The sequence below is a fragment of the Arthrobacter sp. BPSS-3 genome (genome assembly GCF_044628475.1).
In the GTDB taxonomy this organism is placed as follows: domain Bacteria; phylum Actinomycetota; class Actinomycetes; order Actinomycetales; family Micrococcaceae; genus Arthrobacter.
Window position 1 is genome coordinate 118703 of record NZ_JBIMMV010000007.1, and the last position, 17521, is coordinate 136223.

Sequence of the window (17521 nt, forward strand, 5' to 3'; positions counted from 1 at the left end):
CGCAAACTACGCCGACTCGTAACCTCAGCGACGCACGATTAGCACAGTTTTTTGAAAGATCCTGAATTCTTGCTGTGCGGCGTGTCCAATGCCCCTATACTGAAGCTGCATTACACGAGTCACTTCAGCCACTTTAGTAACAGGAGCCCTCCATGAAGAAAACCCTCGCAACTCTCCTCGTCGCCGGCGCCTTGGCTGCAGCAGGCGTCTCCGCGGCTTCCGCCGTGTCCGCCAACGGCTCGAACACGGGCTCCGTCGAGGCTGTCGGCTTCTGGCCGAACTCCACCCCGAAGAACTAACGCTGGGGTTAGCCGCTGAGGGCGGGTGACGGATTTCGATCCGGCACCCGCCCTTTGTTTTGCGCCTCTTTTCTGCGGTTCAGAAGACGAAAAGATCGCCTTACTCCGCGGCCGCGCTCCAGGAAAGAATGTTCTCCGCAACGGTCTCGGCCGGGGCCGGCCTGCTGAAGTAGTAACCCTGGCCGCTGGAGCAGCCCAGCCGCACGAGTTCATCGGCCTGCTCCGCCGTCTCGATTCCCTCCGCCACGGCCCGCAGCCCGCAGGCGTGGATCAGGTGCAGCACCGCCTCGACGAACCGGCCCTGCTCCTCGTCGGTACCCAGCCCATCGATGAGGCTCCGGTCGATCTTGACGACGTTCACCGGCAGCCGCCGCAGGTAGCTGATGGACGAGTAGCCGGTGCCGAAGTCGTCGATTTCGAGCTGGACACCCAGCTGACGCAGGCCGCTGAGCGAGTACTTGTCCACGTCGCCGCCGGTCACCGCCATGGATTCGGTCAGCTCGATGATGAGGTTGGCGGCATCCACGCCGGTCTCGCGGAGAATGTCCTGGACGTGCTCGATCAGCTCCAGGTTCTGCAGCTCGGTGGTGGAGATGTTGACCCGCATGGAGAAGTCCTCATCCAGCGGGAGCTCCTCCTGCCAGGTCCGCAGCTGCCGCACAGCGGTCTTCAGCACCCAGTGGCCCAGGTCCACAATCATCCCGGTTTCCTCGGCGAGCGGGATGAACTGGTCGGGCATCAGCAGTCCGCGCTCGGGGTGGTTCCACCGCACGAGCGCCTCGACGCCCTCCATTCGGCCGGTCGCGAGCTCCACGACGGGCTGGTAGTGCAGCACCAGCTGGTCCTCGAGGATGGCCGTGCGCATCTCGGTCACCATCAGGCTCTGCAGGCGGCGGGCGTAGAGCAGGGCCGGTTCGAAGACCTTAATCCCGCTGTGCGGCTGGGCCTTAGCCGCGTACATCGCGGTGTCCGCCTCCATCACCAGGTCGTCCACGGACTGGCCGGGTTCGGCTACCCGCACGCCGATGCTGGTGCCGCAGGTGATCCGCAGGTCGCCGATCTCCAGGCTTTCGTTCAGTGCCTTCAGGATCCGGTTCGCCACCCGGCGGGCGCGGACCAGGTTCGATTTGGGCAGCATGACGGCGAACTCGTCGCCGCCCAGCCGGGCGACGGTATCCGTGACGCGCACGGCGTCCTGGAGGCGTCGGGCGATGACCCGCAGGACGTCGTCGCCGGCGCTGTGGCCCAGCGTGTCGTTAATGCCCTTGAAGGAGTCCAGGTCAAGGATCAGCAACGCGGGCGGGGCCTCGCCGCGGGAGGTCTCGGCCAGGGCGTGGCTCAGGACGGAGTTCAACGCGGTGCGGTTCGCCAGCTGGGTGAGCGGGTCCGTCAGGGCCATCCGCTCGAGTTCCACCTGGGCTTCGCGGAGCATGGCGGTCCGGCTGTCGACCCGCTCCTCAAGCTCCTGGTAAATGGTCTGCAGGTCATCGGCCATCAGGTTGATGCCGGCGATGACGGCGGCGACGTCGTCCCGCGCACCCGAGTGGGGAATGCGGGTGCTCAGATCGCCGCTGGCGATCCGGACAATGCCCTCGACCAGGTTATGGAGCCTGGGATCCGGTTCACTTTTCACTCGGTGTACTGCCTTAACCATTCGAGGGCCGCTGGACGGGAAAGAAAGAATTGCGCCGGGATGCTCTCGCTGCGGGAGCGCAGCAGGTAGTGCGCGATCACCCGGTCCACGGGACCCTCCCCCACGATGGCGACGGCGCGGGCGGCGATCGACTCGGAGTAGGCGTGCCGGGCCTCGGGGCTGACGCCGATGACACCGGAGATGTTGAGCATGACGCCGACGCGGTTGCGGCCGGCGATCGTCTGGACGGCGGCGGCAGCCCGCCGCGCCTCGGAGGCGCCGATTTCGACGTCGCGCGGCATTTCCAGTTCAACGAGCGACGGAGTGACCAGCGTGACGGTGATCTCCGACGTCGTCCTTTCGGGAGACATATCCAGCGGCGGGGCCACCGGGGGTGCTGCCGTCATGGGCGTCCCTCCGGCGCAACAAATACGCGCCCGCAGGCGGGGGCGGGGTCGCCAAAGGCCGTCGCTGCCGTGACCGGCACAACCCTTGGTTCAGACATTCGTCCCCAGCACTGCTCAGTCCTTGATTTCGCATGCGCCGGATGGAACCCGGCACAAGACTCCCGGCGTTCCGGCGAATGACCCCATGATAGTGCACGCCAGCGGCCGAATGAGATGTACGACACCCCGTCGCCGGGACGGCCCGGCCGCCCGGTCTCCAGCCGGCCAGCGCCCCGCCGGCCGCTTACCCTCGGGAACGCAGGGTCTGCGCCTTGCGCGTCGTCCGTTCCTTCCGCACCCGCTGGGCCACGACCAGACCCACCGCCGCGGTGCCGATGGTGATCGGGTAGCCCATCAGCCGTTCGAGGGTTCCCGGCTCGGGGACGGCCATCCCTGTGATGCCACCGGTGATCAGGGCGGCGATTCCCATTGCACCGCAGGCCAGGATGAACCAGCCCAGCGGCGTCCGGCGCCGCCAGAGCCAGCCGATCAACCCCAGGGCCAAGCCGCCGGCCGAGAAGTACGCCACGGCGCCGATGTAATGCCACGGGGAGCCGGCGTCCTCGGGCACCAGCCCCACCACCACGGTCCCGGCACCGGCGATGGTGGTGAGAGCCCGGGCGATGAACGCCGGCACGGACGCCGGGCGCCGGCCCCTGGTGCGGGGCAGCCGTTCGCCGGCGCGGGCCGCCACGCCGATCACCGCGGAGGTGAGCAGCATGGCCCCCACCATCATGCCGATGCCCTGAACGATGAAGGAGGCGTTCATGAGCAGGTGGGCCGGGGAGCAGACGTCGCGGCCCGAGTAGGTGCCGCAGTGCAGGGCCCCGAGGTCGCTGATGTAGCCCGTGCGGCGGCTGTAGGCCTCCCTGCCGGCCCAGGCGCCGATCACCGCGGTCTCGGCCACGAAATATTGGAGGACACTCAGTTTGGCCAGCGCCCCGGCGTAGAACCGCGTGGACGCCACATCCGGAAGGTAGAGGAGCTCTCGGTTTGCTGCGCGTGCGGGGGCGGTCATGCCTTGAGCGTAGTACGCGCCCCCACCTTGTATGCTGGTATCCGTGTTCGGACGGGTCGGCTGTGGCCGGCCGCGACGGACGCCCGCCCTCGTAGCTCAGTGGATAGAGCACGGCTCTCCTAAAGCCGGTGTCGTTGGTTCGATTCCAATCGAGGGCACGTGGATTCCCAGAGACCAGGCACTCCTGCCGGCAGCCACGCCACCGGTCATCACGGGGCGGTCGAGGACATGCACTCCTACCTCGCGGGCACCTGGACCGTGGCCCGCACCATGCTGGACCGCGCTACGGGCACCCGCGGCTCCTTTGCCGGCGTCGTGCGCTTCACCGCGACGGACGACGGCGGCCTCCGCTTCCGCGAAGAGGGCACGGTGACCTGGAACCCGGCCGGCGCCCCGCCCTTCACCGGGCCTGCGAGCCGTGAGTACCTGCTCCGCCCCACCGCCGCCCCCGGCCTCATGGACATGCACTTCGCCGACGGCCGCCCCTTCCACCGGATGGGTTTCGGGCCTGACACCGCCAGCGACCGCCACTGGTGCGATCCGGACACGTACCGGGTCCGCTACACCCGGCTCGGCCCGGACGCCTTCCGCTACACCTGGGATGTCACCGGCCCTGCCAAGGACCTGCTGCTGGAGTCGGAACTGCGCCGGGACCCAGTTTCCGGCTCCGCGCCGCCGCCCGGCACCAACCCGGACATCGTGGTCTCCGCCGTCTGTGTGTACGACGCCCACGGCCGGCTGCTCACCGTCCGCAAGCGCGGGACGGACAAGTTCATGCACCCCGGGGGCAAGCCCGAAGCCGGGGAATCAGCGGCGCAGGCAGCGGCCCGCGAACTGGCCGAGGAGGTCGGCATCGTGCTGCCGCCCGAGGCCCTGCAGCCGCTGGGCCGGTGGCTGGCCGACGCCGCCAACGAGGCCGCCACCCGGATCGACGCGACGGTCTTCACCGCGCCCGGGATCTGGACCGCGGCGCCGTCGGCCGAGATCGCGGAGATCCGCTGGCTTGACCTGGCCGGCGAGCTTCCGGGCGACCTGGCCCCGCTCCTGACCGACCACGTCCTGCCGCTGCTCGCGGCGGCACGCGACGCCGGGGCCTAGGCGGGGCCGGGCAGGCGGGACCCAGCCCCGGCTTCCCTTCGGGCCGGGCCCCCTACGGGCCGGGTCCCTGCGTCCGCCCTATGCGTCCGGCAGCGCGTCGGCAGCCACCGCGGTGGCCTCGGCGAACTGCGTCCGGTACAGCTCCGCGTAGCGGCCCTCGGCGGCCAGCAGCTCGCTGTGCGTCCCCCGTTCGACAACCACGCCGCCCTCGATCACCAGGATCGCGTCCGCGGCGCGGATGGTGGAGAGCCGGTGGGCGATCACGACGGCGGTGCGGCCTTCCAGCGCGGCACCGAGCGCGTCCTGGACCGCGGCCTCGTTGGTCGAGTCCAGCGCGGCGGTGGCCTCATCGAGGATGACCACCCGCGGCTGGGCGATGAGCAGCCGGGCGATGGTGAGGCGCTGGCGTTCGCCGCCGGAGAGCCGGTAGCCGCGCTCCCCCACGATGGTGTCCAGGCCGTCCGGCAGCGAGCGGATCATGTCCTCGAGGCGGGCCTGCCGCAGCACGTCCCACATCAGCTCCTCGGTCGCGTCCGGGCGCGCCAGGCGCAGGTTGGAGGCGATGCTTTCGTGGAACAGGTGGCCGTCCTGGGTCACCATGCCCAGGGTCTCGCGCATCGAATCGAAGGTCAGGTCGCGGACGTCGACGCCGGTGCCCGGTTCGCTGCCGCCGAAGCGGACCGCGCCGGAATCGACGTCGTACAGCCGGGAGAGCAGCTGGGCGATGGTGGACTTACCGGCGCCGGAGGACCCCACCAGCGCCACCGTCTGGCCGGGTTCGACCCGGAAGCTGATGCCGTGCAGGACTTCCTCGCCGCCCCTGGTGTCCAGGGTGGAAACGTCCTCGAGGGAGGCCAGGGACACCTTGTCGGCCGAGGGGTAGGAGAACCGGACGTTGTCGAATTCCACGGAGAGCGGTCCGCGCGGGGATGCCACGGCGTCCGGCTTCTGCTGGATCAGCGGCTTGAGGTCCAGGATCTCGAAGACCCGCTCGAAGCTGACCAGGGCGCTCATGATCTCCACCCGGGCGCTGGAGAGCGCGGTGAGCGGGGCGTAGAGGCGGGTGAGCAATAGGGCCAGCACGACGACGTCGCCCGCGGCGAGCTGGCCGCCGAGCGCCAGCCAGCCGCCCAGGCCGTAGACCAGCGCCAGTGCCAGCGCGGAGACCAGGGTCAGAGCGGTGACGAACGTGAACTGCAGCATCGCGGTACGGACGCCGATATCCCGCACCCGGCCGGCGCGCACGGCGAATTCATGGGATTCCTCGTCCGGGCGGCCGAAGAGCTTGACCAGGGTGGCGCCGGGCGCCGAGAAGCGCTCGGTCATCTGCGTACCCATGGTGGCGTTGTGTTCGGCCGCCTCACGCCGCAGCTCGGCCAGCCGGGAACCCATCCGCCGGGCCGGGATCAGGAAGATCGGCAGCAGGATCATGGCCAGCACCGTCACCAGCCACGACTTGTTCAGCATCACGGCCAGGGTCAGGACCAGGGCCACCACGTTGCTGACCACGCCGGAGAGGGTGCCGGCGAACGCGGACTGGGCGCCGATGACGTCATTGTTCAGCCGGCTCACCAGGGCGCCGGTGCGGGTGCGGGTGAAGAATGCGATCGGCATCTTCTGGACGTGGTCGAAGACCCGGGTGCGCAGGTCCAGGATCACGCCCTCGCCGATGGTCGAGGACAGCCACCGCGTCACCAGTCCCAGGCCGGCCTCGGCCACGGCCACGATCGCGATCAGGACAGCCAGCCAGATGACCGTGCCCGCGTCCGTCTTGGCGATGATCGCGTCGACCACCTGGCCGGCGAGCACCGGCGTCGCGACGGCCAGGACCGCCATCACGATGGAGAGCAGCACGAAGGCGATCAGCCGGTTGCGGTGCGGCCGGGCGAAACCGAAGACGCGCTTGACCAGGGCCTTGGAGAAGGTCCTGGAACCGTCGGCGCCGCGGGTGATGTTGTAGAGGGAGCTCCAGGCGACCCGGTCCATACTCATGTGTTGGTGCCTTTCGGGGCGCTCGCGCCCAGCAGTTCGGTGACGGTGCCGTCCACGACGTTCCAGCGGACGTCGAGGCGGACGTTTTCCAGGAGCCGGCGGTCGTGCGTGACCAGCAGCAGGGCGCCGTCGTAGCTCTCCAACGCCTGCTCCAGCTGTTCGATCGCGGGCAGGTCGAGGTGGTTGGTGGGTTCGTCCAGGACCAGCAGGTTCACGCCGCGGGCCTGCAGCAGCGCGAGGGCCGCGCGGGTCCGTTCCCCGGGTGAAAGGGAGTCGACGGTTCGGGAGGTGTGGTCCGCCTTGAGCCCGAACTTGGCCAGCAGGGTCCGGACCTCGGCCGCCGTCTGGTCGGTCAGGACGGCCTCGACGGCGTCGGCCAGCTTAAGGTTTCCGGCCAGCAAGCCGCGGGCCTGGTCGATCTCCCCAACGGCCACGGAGGCGCCCATCGAGGCGTCCCCGGAGTCGGGCCGCTGGACGCCAAGCAGCAGGCGCAGCAGGGTGGACTTGCCGGCCCCGTTGGGGCCGGTGATGCCGATCCGTTCTCCGGCGTTGAGCTGCAGGTTCACCGGGCCCAGGGTGAAGTCGCCCTGGCGGACGACGGCGTCGCGCAAGGTGGCGACGACGGCGCTGGAGCGGGGGGCGGCGCCGATGCTGAACTGCAGCTGCCACTCCTTGCGCGGCTCCTCGACCTCTTCCAGCCGGGCGATCCGGGACTCCATCTGCCGGACCTTCTGGCCCTGCTTCTCCGAGGACTCGGTGTTGGCGGCGCGGCGGATCTTGTCGTTGTCCGGGCTCTTCTTCATCGCGTTGCGGACGCCCTGGGAGCTCCATTCCCGCTGGGTGCGGGCCCGGGAGACCAGGTCTGCCTTGGTGGCGGCGAACTCCTCGTAGCGTTCGCGGGCGTGCCGACGGGCGACGGCCCGTTCCTCCAGGTAGGAATCGTAGCCGCCGTCGTAGACCGCGACGGCGTTCTGGGCCAGGTCCAGTTCCACCACGGTGGTCACGCAGCGGGCCAGGAACTCGCGGTCGTGGGAGACCAGCACGACGCCGCCGCGCAAGCCCTGGACGAAGGCCTCCAGCCGCGCCAGGCCGTTCAGGTCGAGGTCGTTGGTGGGCTCGTCCAGCAGCACGATGTCGAAGCGGCTGAGCAATAGGGCCGCGAGCGCCACCCGCGCCGCCTGGCCGCCGGAGAGCCCGGTCATGGCCGCGTCCTCGCCAACCTCCAGGCCCAGGTCCGCGAGCACGGCCGGGATGCGGTCGTCCAGGTCGGCGGCGCCGGAGGCCATCCAGCGGTCGAAGGCGGCCGCGTAGGCGTCGTCGGAGCCGGGTGCACCGGAGCCGAGGGCCTCGGCGGTGGACTCCATCTCCACCGTGGCCTGGGCGCAGCCGGTCCGCCGGGCGATGTAGCCCGCTACGGTTTCGCCGGGGATCCGCTCGTGTTCCTGGGGCAGCCAGCCGACAAACGCGTCCGCCGGGGCCAGGCTGACCGTTCCCTCCTGGGGTTCGTCGACGCCGGCCAGCAGCCGGAGGAGGGTGGACTTGCCGGCACCGTTCGCTCCGACGACGCCGACCACGTCGCCGGGTGCCACCGTGAGGGAGAGTTTGGAGAAAAGGGTGCGGTGGTCGTGGCCGCCGGAAAGGTCTTTTGCAACGAGGGTTGCCGTCATGTATCCATCCTCTCACCGGCCGCCCGGGCCAGGCGGCGGGGGCATCTGCCGGCCGGCAGCGGGCCGGGCATAGAAGAACCCGCTGGTCCGGACTTGGGGGGTGTACGGACCAGCGGGTTCGAGCAACTAGCATAGTTGATTCGGGCCCGCCGGCAAAATCGTTGGCGTCAGGGTCCGGACTCATGACAGGGCACAGCGGGGGCAGGTGCGAACACGCCGAAAGAGGAACCAGCCCGTGATCACCACTCTCCTGGTCTGCGTCCTGGCGGTCTGCGCCGTCATCACGGTGCTAAGGATTCCCGCTGCGTTGCGCGGCGAAAACCGATCCCTGTTCGGCATTTTCCTGCTGGCCACCGTGGCCATGGTGCTCAGCATTCAGGCAAGCTATAACGCCATCGACCATCTACTGGGGTCTCAAAACTACGCCAACCTGATCCTGCGGTTCGTCATCTACGGCACCGTGCTGCTGGCCGGCTACAAGATCGCCAAGGGCTTCGAGAACAAACGGAGCCTCCGGCTCCTGCTGGGCCCGGTCGGGCTGACCGCTCTGGCGCTGATCTGCCTGGCCACCGCCGTGCCATTCCTGCTGGCGAACACCGCCGGCACCTCGGTAGGACTGGCCACGCTGCCGGACCAAAGCGAGCACAACCGCCAGCTCATCGCCCTCTACACCCTGGCCGGTCGGCTCTACCCCGCCTACGTGGCCGCCTGCCTCCTGCCGGCAACCATCCACGCGCTGCGGTCCCGCCTCCCGGGGCTGGTTCGGGGAGGGGCCGCGCTCCTGACGCTGGGTTCTATCGCCATGGTTGTGATGCCGTTCAGCGATCTCGTCCCCCGCGGCCTGACTTTCCTCCAGTACTACATCAGCTCGGCTGCCGTCATGGGGCTGGTACTGGGACTGGCCCTGATCTGGCTGGGACGGCTGTCCGCCCGGCGGTCCGTGGGCTCCGGGCTGAAGAATTCCCACGAATCCCGCATGGCGGGACCGGCGAAGACGGGCAAGAGCGACCTATAATGGTTCTCAGCATTGGGGGGTGCCGGCCATCGTCGGCGGCGTACCGTTAGTGCTGTGAGGCCCTGCCAACCCGCTCCGGTACGAATCCGCAGAAAGTCATAGATGCCCTTACCCGCCAAAGCCTTCCAACTCTGGCTCCATGGTGTTGCGCCCGCGGCAAGCACCGCTGACATCTGCAGGATCTCGGGACTGAAACGGACGACCCTGGCGCAGCAGTTGGTGCGGGGCAAGGTGGCCGAAACCTCCGTGGTCAGCATCAGCCGGGCACTGGGGATCAACCCCGCCGAGGCCCTGTCCTCTTTCGATCAGTACGCCGAGCTCAAGCAGCTGAGGCGGCCTCCCACCTCCGCGGAACTCGTGAGCCAGATCGCCACCATGGACCTCCTGGAGGCTGTCGTGGCGCGCTCCTCGGGCCGGAGCGGACGACTGACACTGAGCCCGCCGCCCCACGCCACCTCCGTGCGGAACTGGGTGGACGCCGTCGACGACGGCGAACTGCGGCACCGGGTGTCGGCCGCCTCCGGCGTCGCCCCGCAAAATTACTCGGCGCAGCTGACCGCCAACCGGTTGTCCCCGGAACTGGCCATTGCCACATCGCGGGCTGCCGGCGTCGGCTTCAGCGCCGGCTTTGTGGCTACCGGCCTGATCACGGAGGCGGAGGCCGGTTGGTCCCCCTCAGCCCGGCAGGAAGCCCTCGACGCCCTGTCCGACGGTGACCTCGTTTCCCTCGCCGGTGACCGGCTCCAGGCCCTGGGCCGCACCCTGCGGCGGCAGGAACAGGAACAGGCCCAGACCGAGAAGATCTGGGAGAACCTGGGGTGATCGACATCCTGCAATGGACCACGCTGGGCGTCTGCGCACTCCTGGCCGTGTTTCGCATCCCTAGCGCCCTCCGCGGGGAGAACCGGCTCATGTTCGGGATCTTTCTGCTGATGACGCTCGCCATCCTGCTCAGCATGGAGGCGCCCTACGTCGCGGTGGACCAGCTCCTGGGCGGCACCAACATTGCCAACCTGGTGCTCAGGTTCGTCATCTTCGGGGTCATTCTGCTGATCGGGCTGCGCGTCGCCCGCGGTTTCGGCGCCGGGCGGGCGCTCTCATGGATTGCCGGGAAGCCGGGCGTCACCGCACTGGCCGTGGCCTGCGCCGCCGTCATCGTGACCTTCCTGCTGATGGACACCCAAGGGTCCTCTGCGGGCCTCAAAGCTATTGCAGCCAAGGACGCTCGAAACGCCGCACTGGTAGAGGTTTACGGCGCGTTCGGCCGGCTTTACCCCTGCTACATCGCGGTGGTCCTGTTGCCGACCATGATCCGTACCGTGCGCAGCCGCCTCCCGGTGCTGATCCGGCTCGCGGCGGTGTTCCTGTCGGTCGGCGCGGTGGGGTTGGTCCTCAGCCTGTCGTCACCGATCATCCCACCGGGCATGGGATTCATCCGGTTCATCGTCAATTACACCGCCGTGCTCTGCTACGTCCTGGGCCTGGCCGCCGTCTGGGCGGACAAAATCAGGGCGCAGGCCCGGCGCCGAAATCCGCTGCCTTCATCCGAGAGCAGCTTCTCCCCCTAGAAACGAGGCATCATGACGTTGCTGGGATGGGGAACCCTGATTGTTTGCGGCGTGGCTCTGCTGCTCCGTGTGCCCGACGCCGTCCGCGGCCGGAACCGGACCGTCTTTGGCATCCTGTTCCTGGCCACCCTCTGCAGCCTGCTCAGCCTCCCGGGCCCCTATGCCGCCGTCGACGGCGCCCTCGGCGGGATCAACCTGACCAATCTCGTCCTGCGCTTCCTGGTCTGTGCCATGGTCCTGCTGGTGGGGCTGCGCCTATCCCGGGCCCTGGGCGGCGCCCGTACCCGGGAACTGGTGACGGGCAGGTGGGGACGCCTGGCCCTGGCAGCGGCGTGCGTGGCGCTTGCGGTGACGTTCTTCCTGATGGACACCCGCGGCTCCTCGGCGGGGCTGGAGGCGCTGCCGGACCGGGGTGGGCGGAACGCAGCGCTCGAGCCGCTGTACGCGGGCTTCGGCCGCGTCTACCCTGCTTACATCTCGCTGGTCCTGCTGCCCGCCCTTCTCGCCGCGGTGCGGGCACAGTTGCCCCGGCTGGTGCGCAGCGGCGCGGGCCTGACCGCCGCCGGAGCGGTCGCCGCCATCCTCACGGTCCCCGTTAGTTTTGCGCCAGACGCCTGGGACGACGCAAGCATCGTGGTGAACTACGCGGCGGTCCTCGGCTACGTGCTCGGGCTGCTGCTCTTCTGGTTGTCGGGGCGCCTGTCCCGGCCGCAAGATAACGCTCCGGCAACGTTCCGGGAAAAATAACGTCATGCATTCACAAAATCATTAGACCGTGAGAGAATCATGAATGTGTGAAAACGCCGCCCGGTCCCTTGAATGGGGATTCAGTCTGATTGGACCGGCGGTCGTCCAAGCGCCATTGGGGGGATGAGTGGTAGCGGTCCGCAAGGACCGCTCCCACTCAGCCTGGTTTAAGGCCCCTTTTCCGCTCCGCGGGCTTTCAGCAGGCCGCCGAGCCCGCCGGAAAGACCCGGTTCAGCGGGCCAGGCGCAGGGTCACCAGCTGGAACGGGCGCAGCTCCAACACCGCATCGATCCCGCGGATCTCGACGCCGGGTGCTTCCGCCGGACGCTCCAGCAGGTCCACGGGCCAGACACGGGACGCGGCGAAGGTCGCCGAGAGTACGCCCCGCGAGCGTCGGCCGAGGGCCTCATAGAGCCTGACCACCACGTCACCGGAGCCGTCCTCGGCCAGTTTTACCGCCTCCACCACCAGGGCCGGGTTGCTCACGGCGACCAGCGGCTCCGCCCCATGCGCCCCCTTGACCACGCGGGGCGCAAGGTTGGTGCGGTACCCCTCCTCGACGGCGTCGGCAATGCCCGCACCGGGCCGCACCGTCACGGTCAGCTCGTGCGGCCCCTGGTCTGCGCCGGGGTCGGGGAACTTCGGCGCCCGCAGCAGCGAGACCCGCACCGTGGTGGTGGTTCCGCCGTCGTCGCGGACCTGGCGGGTGACGTCGTGGCCGTAGCTGGCCGCGTTGCTGACCGCCACGCCGTACCCGGGCTCCTCCACGTGGATCCAGCGGTGGGCGCAGATCTCAAACTTCGCCGCCTCCCAGGACGTGTTGACGTGCGTGGGCCGGAAGACATGGCCGAACTGGGTCTCCGCGGCGGAACGGTCCGCCCGGAGGTCGAAGGGGAACCCCAGCTTGAGCAGTTTCTCGCGCTCCCGCCAGTCCACGGCCGTGGCGATCTCCAGCGACGCGGACCCCGGCGCCAGCCTCAGCCGCTGCGTCACGGGTGAGCCGCCCGCCATCCGCTCGATCACGACGATGGCGTCACCGCCGTCGCGCTCCAGGGTCACGGACCGAGCCTCGGTCAGGGCGGTGACGTTGCGCCGGTAGAAGGAATCGATGTCCCAGGCGTCCCATTCGTTGGGGGTGTCCCGGTGCAGTTCCAGGAGGTTGCCGGCGGTGCCGGGGGCGATCGCCTCCCGTCCGCTCGCGTGGTCCCGGAGTGAGACCAGCAGCCCGTTCGCGTCCACTACGGCACGGATGATCCCGTTGTCCAGCACGAAGCCGCTGTCGGCCGCCGTCGCGTTCACGGCGGCGCCGGCGGTTTGAGGTTCGGCCGCGCCGAGCGCGGGGACCCCGGCGCGGGCGTGCGGGGCGGCGTTGAGCAGGATATCGCGGTCCCCGTCCCCGAGAGCGGCGGCGGCCGCGGCCGCGATGATCGCCTCGAGGTCACGGGCGACGGCGTCGTAGTTCCGTTCCGCGTCCTGGTGCACCCAGGCGATCGAGCTGCCGGGCAGGATGTCGTGGAACTGCTGCAGCAGCACCAGGCGCCACAGCCGCTTCAGCTCGGCCGCCGGGTAGGCTGCGCCGGCCCGGACCGCCGCGGTGGCGGACCAGAGCTCCGCCTCCCGGAGCAGGTGCTCGCAGCGGCGGTTCCCCCGCTTGGTGTTGGCCTGGCTGGTGTAGGTGCCGCGGTGGAGCTCCAGATACAGCTCCCCCACCCACACCGGCGGTGACGGATAGTCTTCCGCCGCCCCGCCGAAGAAGTCCGCCGCGGAGCCGATCCGCACCCGCGGCGAGCCCTCCAGGTCAGCGGTGCGCCGGGCGGCCGCCAGCATCTCCCGGGTGGGTCCGCCGCCGCCGTCGCCGTAGCCGAAGGGCAGCAGGGACATGCTGCCGCGGCCGTGGTCCCGGTAGTTGCGCTCGGCGTGGGCCAGTTCGCGGCCGCTGATCTCGGAGCTGTAGCTGTCTACCGGCGGGAAGTGGGTGAAGAGGCGGGTGCCGTCGATTCCCTCCCACTCGAAGGTGTGGTGCGGCATCCGGTTGACCTGGTTCCAGGAGATCTTCTGGGTCAGGAACCAGCGGCTGCCGGCGGCCTTGACGATCTGCGGCAGCGCGGCGGAGTAGCCGAAGGTGTCCGGCAGCCAGGCCTCGTGGCATTCGACGTCGAACTCGGCCAGGAAAAAGCTCTTGCCCTCGAGGAACTGCCGCGCCATGGCCTCGCCGCCGGGCATGTTGCTGTCCGCCTCGACCCACATCCCGCCGACGGGGACGAACTGGCCGGCGCGGACCTTGTCCCGGATCCGTTCGAACAGTTCCGGGTAGAACTCCTTCATCCAGGCCAGCTGCTGCGCGGAGGAGCAGGAGAAGACGAAGTCCGGGTCCTCGTCCATCAGCGCCACCACGTTGGAGAAGGTCCGGGCGCACTTGCGGATGGTCTCCCGGACCGGCCAGAGCCAGGCCGAGTCGATGTGCGCGTGGCCGGTGGCCAGCAGCCGGTGGGCCGAGGCGTAGGCCGGGCGGGAGAGCACCTCGGCGAGCTCCGCCCGCCCGGCGGCGGCCGTGCCGGCGACGTCGTCCGGGTCCATGGTGTCCAGCATCCGCTCCAGGGCGCGGAGGATCTCGTGGCGGCGGGGCAGCTCCATGGGCAGTTCGTGCATCAGCCCCCGCAGCGTCCAGATGTCCTGGTGCAGTTCCCAGACGCACTGGTCCAGTTCGGCGATCACGATCCGGCCCAGCCGGTAGCGGGGCTCGGTACCCGCGGTGGCCTTGTCCCCCAGCGGCGTGGCGGCGAAGGTCCAGCCCTGTGAGAGGTCGGGGTTCGCGGCCGCCTCGACGTAGAAGTCCACCGTCATGCCGCTGCCGAGGAGTTTCAGCGGAATGTACTGGTTCCGCGGCGAGATGGCTTTGATCACGGTACCGTCCGACCGCCAGGCGGTGCCCTCACACTGGAAGCCCGGCAGGTCCGCGCTGAACCCCAGGTCAACCAGGACCTCGACGGCGGTGTCCGGCGCGCTGCCCCAGGTCTCCGGCACCTCGCCCTGGAGCCGCAGCCAGGTGGTGGACCACGGGCCGCCCCAGGGTTCCTCGGGGTCCTGCGGGGTGAAGTCCTGCTGCAGGGCTTCGAGGGCCGGGACGGGTTCCCCGGGCGCGGTCCAGCTGCTCAGGCGCAGCGGGACGGTGCGGGGGTAAATGGCCGGAACGATGCGTTCGCGCACGAAGCGGTCCAGCCGGACTTCCGTGAGACGGCGGTCGTCGTGCACAGTGAACCTCTTTTTGCTCTGGTGCGGAGGAACCGGGCGCAGGCCTGAATCCAGTCGTTGGATTAATCTACGGCGCCACGGGTGCTTAGGCCAGCCGTCCGGTTGAGGGCAGGGCGGCCGGCACGCCGATCCGTTCGTGGCCGGCGTACACGTTCAGGCTGGTGCCCCGGCTGAAGCCCGCCAGCGTCATCCCGCTGGCTTCGGCGAGTTCCACGGCCAGGCTGCTGGGTGCGCTGACGGCGGACAGGACGGGAATTCCGGCGAGCGAGGCCTTTTGCACGAGTTCGAAGGAGGCGCGGCCGGAGACTTGCAGGACGGTGCCGCGCAGGGGCAGCAGCCCCTCCCGGAGTGCCCAGCCCACTACCTTGTCGACGGCGTTGTGGCGGCCGACGTCTTCGCGCAGGCAGAGGAGCGCGGCGCCGCCGTCGTCGGAGATGCGGAACAGCCCCGCGGCGTGCACGCCGCCGGTCGCGTCGAAGACCGCCTGGGCCTCACGCAGCCGGTCCGGGAGCGCGGCCAACGTCTCGACGGGCACGGCCACCGGGTCCCCCGCGGGGCTGAAGTGCGAGGACTTCTCGACGGCCTCGATCGAATCGGTGCCGCAGATCCCGCAGGAGCTTGAGGTGAAGAAGTTCCGTCCGGTGTCGGGGCGGACGACATCGGGCCGGAGCTGGGCTTCCACCACGTTGAAGGTCTGCACGCCGTCTTCGTCCTCGCCGGTGCAGAAGCGCAGCGAGACGAGCTGGTCGGCGGACCAGATGATCCCCTCGGAGACCAAGAAGCCGGCCACCAGGTCGAAGTCGTTGCCCGGGGTGCGCATGGTGACGGAGAAGGACGTGCTGCCCAGCCGCACTTCCAGTGGTTCCTCCACCGCCAGCACGTCCTCGCGGTACCGGACCGGGAACTCACGCGCCTGCGGGGATCCGTCCAGGACAAACTTGTGCACTTTGCGGCGTTGCGTCACGCGGCCCATTCGGTACTCCTCATCAGCGGTGCGGTGGGGCGGCCCGGCCTGCGGCCGGTTCCCGCCCCTGGATCCATTCTGAACTCGGCCGTGGTGCCAGCCAAGCGGGCGCCAGTGGTGCCGGCCGAGCGGGCGCCAGCCACGCCGGGCTCCGTCTGGCCGGTGTCAGCCAAGCAGGGCGCTCCAGTCGACCGGACCGTTGCCGGCCGGTTTCTTCGGGGTGCGCCGGGCGGCGGGTTTCGGTGCGGGCTTGCCGGCGTCGGGCTCGGGCAGCGGCCGCCCCCAGGGCAGCGCGAACGCCGGGACCGGTTCGCCCAGCTGCGCACCGTGCGGCGGGACCACCAGGACCCCGTCGGCGGCGGCCAGTCCGCGCATCATGCCGGGGCCGGTGTGCTGGGCCGGGGAGGCCATGCCGTAGACCATGCGGAAGGGCATCAGCCGGGTGCGGCCGGGATCGGCGTCGATCATCGTGCCGCACGGGACCTCCGTGACGGGCGGCGGGGGCCGGTGACCCAGCGCGGCCAGGAGTGGTCCGCCGATGGTGGAGAGCGCCATCATGGCGGCGAGCGGGTTGCCGGGCAGCCCGATGATGAAGCGTCCGTCGGGTAGTTCGGCGAGGACTGCGGGGTGCCCGGGACGCATCGCGATGCCGTCGATCAGCAGCCTGCCGCCCAGCTGCTCGACGGTGCGGCGCAGGTGGTCGGTCCCGGACCGGCCGGTCCCCCCGGTGGTGATGACGACGTCGGCGGGCGGGGTGTCCTCGTCGTCGCCCACGGGTTCGGGGTCCTCCAGGGCGGCGAGCCATTCCGCGTCCCCGTCACCGATCTTGATCTCGCCGGCGGGGACGCCGCCGAGCAGGTCGACGACGGCGGACAGTTGAGGGCTGAAGGTGTCCCGGACCTCCCCCGGTTGGGGCATGCCGCTGGCGACCACCTCGGAGCCGGTGAAAACCAGGCGGACCACCGGTTTTCCCAGCACGGGCAGGGCGTCGTGGCCGGCGAGGGCGGCGAGGGCCAGGTGGGCCGGGTTGAGCACGGTCCCCTTGGGGATCAGGACCTCGCCCTCGGCCGCTTCCTCGGCGGCTTTGCGGATGTGGTCGCCGTTGCGGGGCTCCCCCGGCTTCGCGCCGCCGCCAAGCTTGAGCACCGGCAACTGGTCCTCGTCGGGGCCGATCACACCGCTCTCGCTGCGGAGCACGGCCTTCGCGCCGGCCGGGATCAACCCGCCGGTGACAATGGGACTGGCCTGGTGAGGGGCGAGGCGCTGCCCCGGCTCGGCCAGGATCCAGGGGCCGCTGCCGTTCACCGCCCAGCCGTCCATGGCCGAGGACGCGTAGTGCGGCATGTCGTGCAGGGCCGTGACGTCGGCGGAAAGGGTGCGGCCGAGGGCGCGGCGCAGGGCCACGGGGGCCGGCGGGATCGGGCTGGCGCAGTCGAACGAGAGCTCGCGGGCTTCCTGCCACGTGTGGGCCAGGTGCCGGTGCGCGGCGGGCTCGGTCCGGGCGTCGTCGGCGTCGTCGCGGGGTGGCTCGGACGTCATTCCCCGGGGGCCTCGGCGGCGTATTCCTTGGCGAGTTTCCGCGCGACGCCCATGGCGGCGCGCATGGAGACCTCGTCGGTGGCCTGGCCGGTGCCGGAGGCCAGCCCGGCGGCGAAACCGGCGATGAAGGTGGTCAGCGGTGCGGCCGGGCGGATCACGGAGTGCGCGGCAACCCCGGCGAGTCCCAGTACCTCGTTGATGTCGATGTCGACGCCGTCGAGCTCGAGGGCCTGGAGCAGCGCGCGGCACCAGTCCTCGAGGGTTTCGTCCTGGCTCTTCACGG

15 protein-coding genes, 1 tRNA gene and 1 pseudogene are annotated in these 17521 nt (G+C 69.9%); 8 read left to right on the forward strand and 9 right to left on the reverse strand.

Translation table 11 applies throughout. The annotated features are described in order from the left end of the window. The first annotated feature begins 152 nt into the window (after nucleotides 1-152). Nucleotides 153-299, forward strand: a complete 147-nt coding sequence (locus tag ACFVY3_RS12210) for a hypothetical protein (RefSeq protein WP_400159921.1) — start codon at nucleotides 153-155, stop codon at nucleotides 297-299. 100 nt (nucleotides 300-399) lie between these two features. On the opposite strand, the gene ACFVY3_RS12215 is transcribed toward ACFVY3_RS12210, so the two are convergent. From ACFVY3_RS12215 to ACFVY3_RS12225, 3 genes are all read right to left on the reverse strand, one after another. Beyond that, nucleotides 400-1932, reverse strand: coding sequence for a putative bifunctional diguanylate cyclase/phosphodiesterase (locus ACFVY3_RS12215; RefSeq protein ID WP_400159922.1), 1533 nt, complete (start codon nucleotides 1930-1932; stop codon nucleotides 400-402). Then, nucleotides 1929-2339, reverse strand: a complete 411-nt coding sequence (locus ACFVY3_RS12220) for a hypothetical protein (protein ID WP_400159923.1) — start codon at nucleotides 2337-2339, stop codon at nucleotides 1929-1931. The genes ACFVY3_RS12215 and ACFVY3_RS12220 overlap by 4 nt, the downstream gene beginning before the upstream one ends. A gap of 283 nt (nucleotides 2340-2622) precedes the next feature. Further along, entirely contained in the window at nucleotides 2623-3396 is a 774-nt protein-coding gene (locus ACFVY3_RS12225) for a DUF998 domain-containing protein (RefSeq protein WP_400159924.1), read from the reverse strand. Between the two features lie 85 nt (nucleotides 3397-3481). Between ACFVY3_RS12225 and ACFVY3_RS12230 the strand changes: the two genes are divergently transcribed. The 3 genes and pseudogenes from ACFVY3_RS12230 to ACFVY3_RS12240 all read left to right on the forward strand — a co-directional run bounded on the left by ACFVY3_RS12230 (nucleotide 3482) and on the right by ACFVY3_RS12240 (nucleotide 4494). Continuing rightward, nucleotides 3482-3554: transfer RNA gene (locus ACFVY3_RS12230), tRNA-Arg, on the forward strand. Nucleotides 3555-3624: 70 nt separating this feature from the next. After that, nucleotides 3625-4035 (forward strand): annotated as a pseudogene (locus ACFVY3_RS12235) (DUF6314 family protein); the annotation flags it as partial. Between the two features lie 60 nt (nucleotides 4036-4095). After that, complete coding sequence (locus ACFVY3_RS12240; RefSeq protein WP_400159995.1) at nucleotides 4096-4494, forward strand: NUDIX domain-containing protein; 399 nt, start codon at nucleotides 4096-4098, stop codon at nucleotides 4492-4494. Between the two features lie 78 nt (nucleotides 4495-4572). Here the strand turns inward: ACFVY3_RS12240 and ACFVY3_RS12245 are convergent, their stop codons facing one another. Both ACFVY3_RS12245 and ACFVY3_RS12250 read right to left on the reverse strand, forming a co-directional pair. Beyond that, nucleotides 4573-6486, reverse strand: a complete 1914-nt coding sequence (locus ACFVY3_RS12245) for an ABC transporter ATP-binding protein (protein WP_290258685.1) — start codon at nucleotides 6484-6486, stop codon at nucleotides 4573-4575. Then, nucleotides 6483-8153, reverse strand: a complete 1671-nt coding sequence (locus tag ACFVY3_RS12250) for an ABC-F family ATP-binding cassette domain-containing protein (protein WP_400159925.1) — start codon at nucleotides 8151-8153, stop codon at nucleotides 6483-6485. The genes ACFVY3_RS12245 and ACFVY3_RS12250 overlap by 4 nt, the downstream gene beginning before the upstream one ends. 235 nt (nucleotides 8154-8388) lie before the next feature. Between ACFVY3_RS12250 and ACFVY3_RS12255 the strand changes: the two genes are divergently transcribed. From ACFVY3_RS12255 to ACFVY3_RS12270, 4 genes are all read left to right on the forward strand, one after another. Beyond that, entirely contained in the window at nucleotides 8389-9168 is a 780-nt protein-coding gene (locus tag ACFVY3_RS12255; protein ID WP_400159926.1) for a hypothetical protein, read from the forward strand. A 102-nt stretch (nucleotides 9169-9270) separates the two neighbouring features. Continuing rightward, a complete protein-coding gene (locus ACFVY3_RS12260) occupies nucleotides 9271-9990 on the forward strand; it encodes a hypothetical protein (RefSeq protein ID WP_290258688.1) in 720 nt (239 codons plus the stop codon). After that, entirely contained in the window at nucleotides 9987-10736 is a 750-nt protein-coding gene (locus ACFVY3_RS12265; protein ID WP_400159927.1) for a hypothetical protein, read from the forward strand. The genes ACFVY3_RS12260 and ACFVY3_RS12265 overlap by 4 nt, the downstream gene beginning before the upstream one ends. Before the next feature lie 12 nt (nucleotides 10737-10748). Then, nucleotides 10749-11483, forward strand: coding sequence for a hypothetical protein (locus tag ACFVY3_RS12270; protein WP_400159928.1), 735 nt, complete (start codon nucleotides 10749-10751; stop codon nucleotides 11481-11483). Between the two features lie 231 nt (nucleotides 11484-11714). Here the strand turns inward: ACFVY3_RS12270 and ACFVY3_RS12275 are convergent, their stop codons facing one another. The 4 genes from ACFVY3_RS12275 to ACFVY3_RS12290 all read right to left on the reverse strand — a co-directional run bounded on the left by ACFVY3_RS12275 (nucleotide 11715) and on the right by ACFVY3_RS12290 (nucleotide 17519). After that, nucleotides 11715-14735, reverse strand: a complete 3021-nt coding sequence (locus tag ACFVY3_RS12275; protein WP_400159929.1) for an alpha-mannosidase — start codon at nucleotides 14733-14735, stop codon at nucleotides 11715-11717. An 85-nt stretch (nucleotides 14736-14820) separates the two neighbouring features. After that, the gene (gene fdhD, locus ACFVY3_RS12280; RefSeq protein WP_400159930.1) at nucleotides 14821-15708 is read right to left on the reverse strand and encodes a formate dehydrogenase accessory sulfurtransferase FdhD; all 888 of its coding nucleotides are present in this window, start codon (nucleotides 15706-15708) and stop codon (nucleotides 14821-14823) included. A 156-nt stretch (nucleotides 15709-15864) separates the two neighbouring features. Then, nucleotides 15865-17238: a molybdopterin-binding protein gene (locus ACFVY3_RS12285; RefSeq protein ID WP_400159931.1), complete on the reverse strand. Its 1374-nt coding sequence runs from the start codon at nucleotides 17236-17238 to the stop codon at nucleotides 15865-15867. Continuing rightward, the gene (locus tag ACFVY3_RS12290; RefSeq protein WP_364138734.1) at nucleotides 17235-17519 is read right to left on the reverse strand and encodes a DUF6457 domain-containing protein; all 285 of its coding nucleotides are present in this window, start codon (nucleotides 17517-17519) and stop codon (nucleotides 17235-17237) included. The genes ACFVY3_RS12285 and ACFVY3_RS12290 overlap by 4 nt, the downstream gene beginning before the upstream one ends. Nucleotides 17520-17521 lie beyond the last annotated feature (2 nt).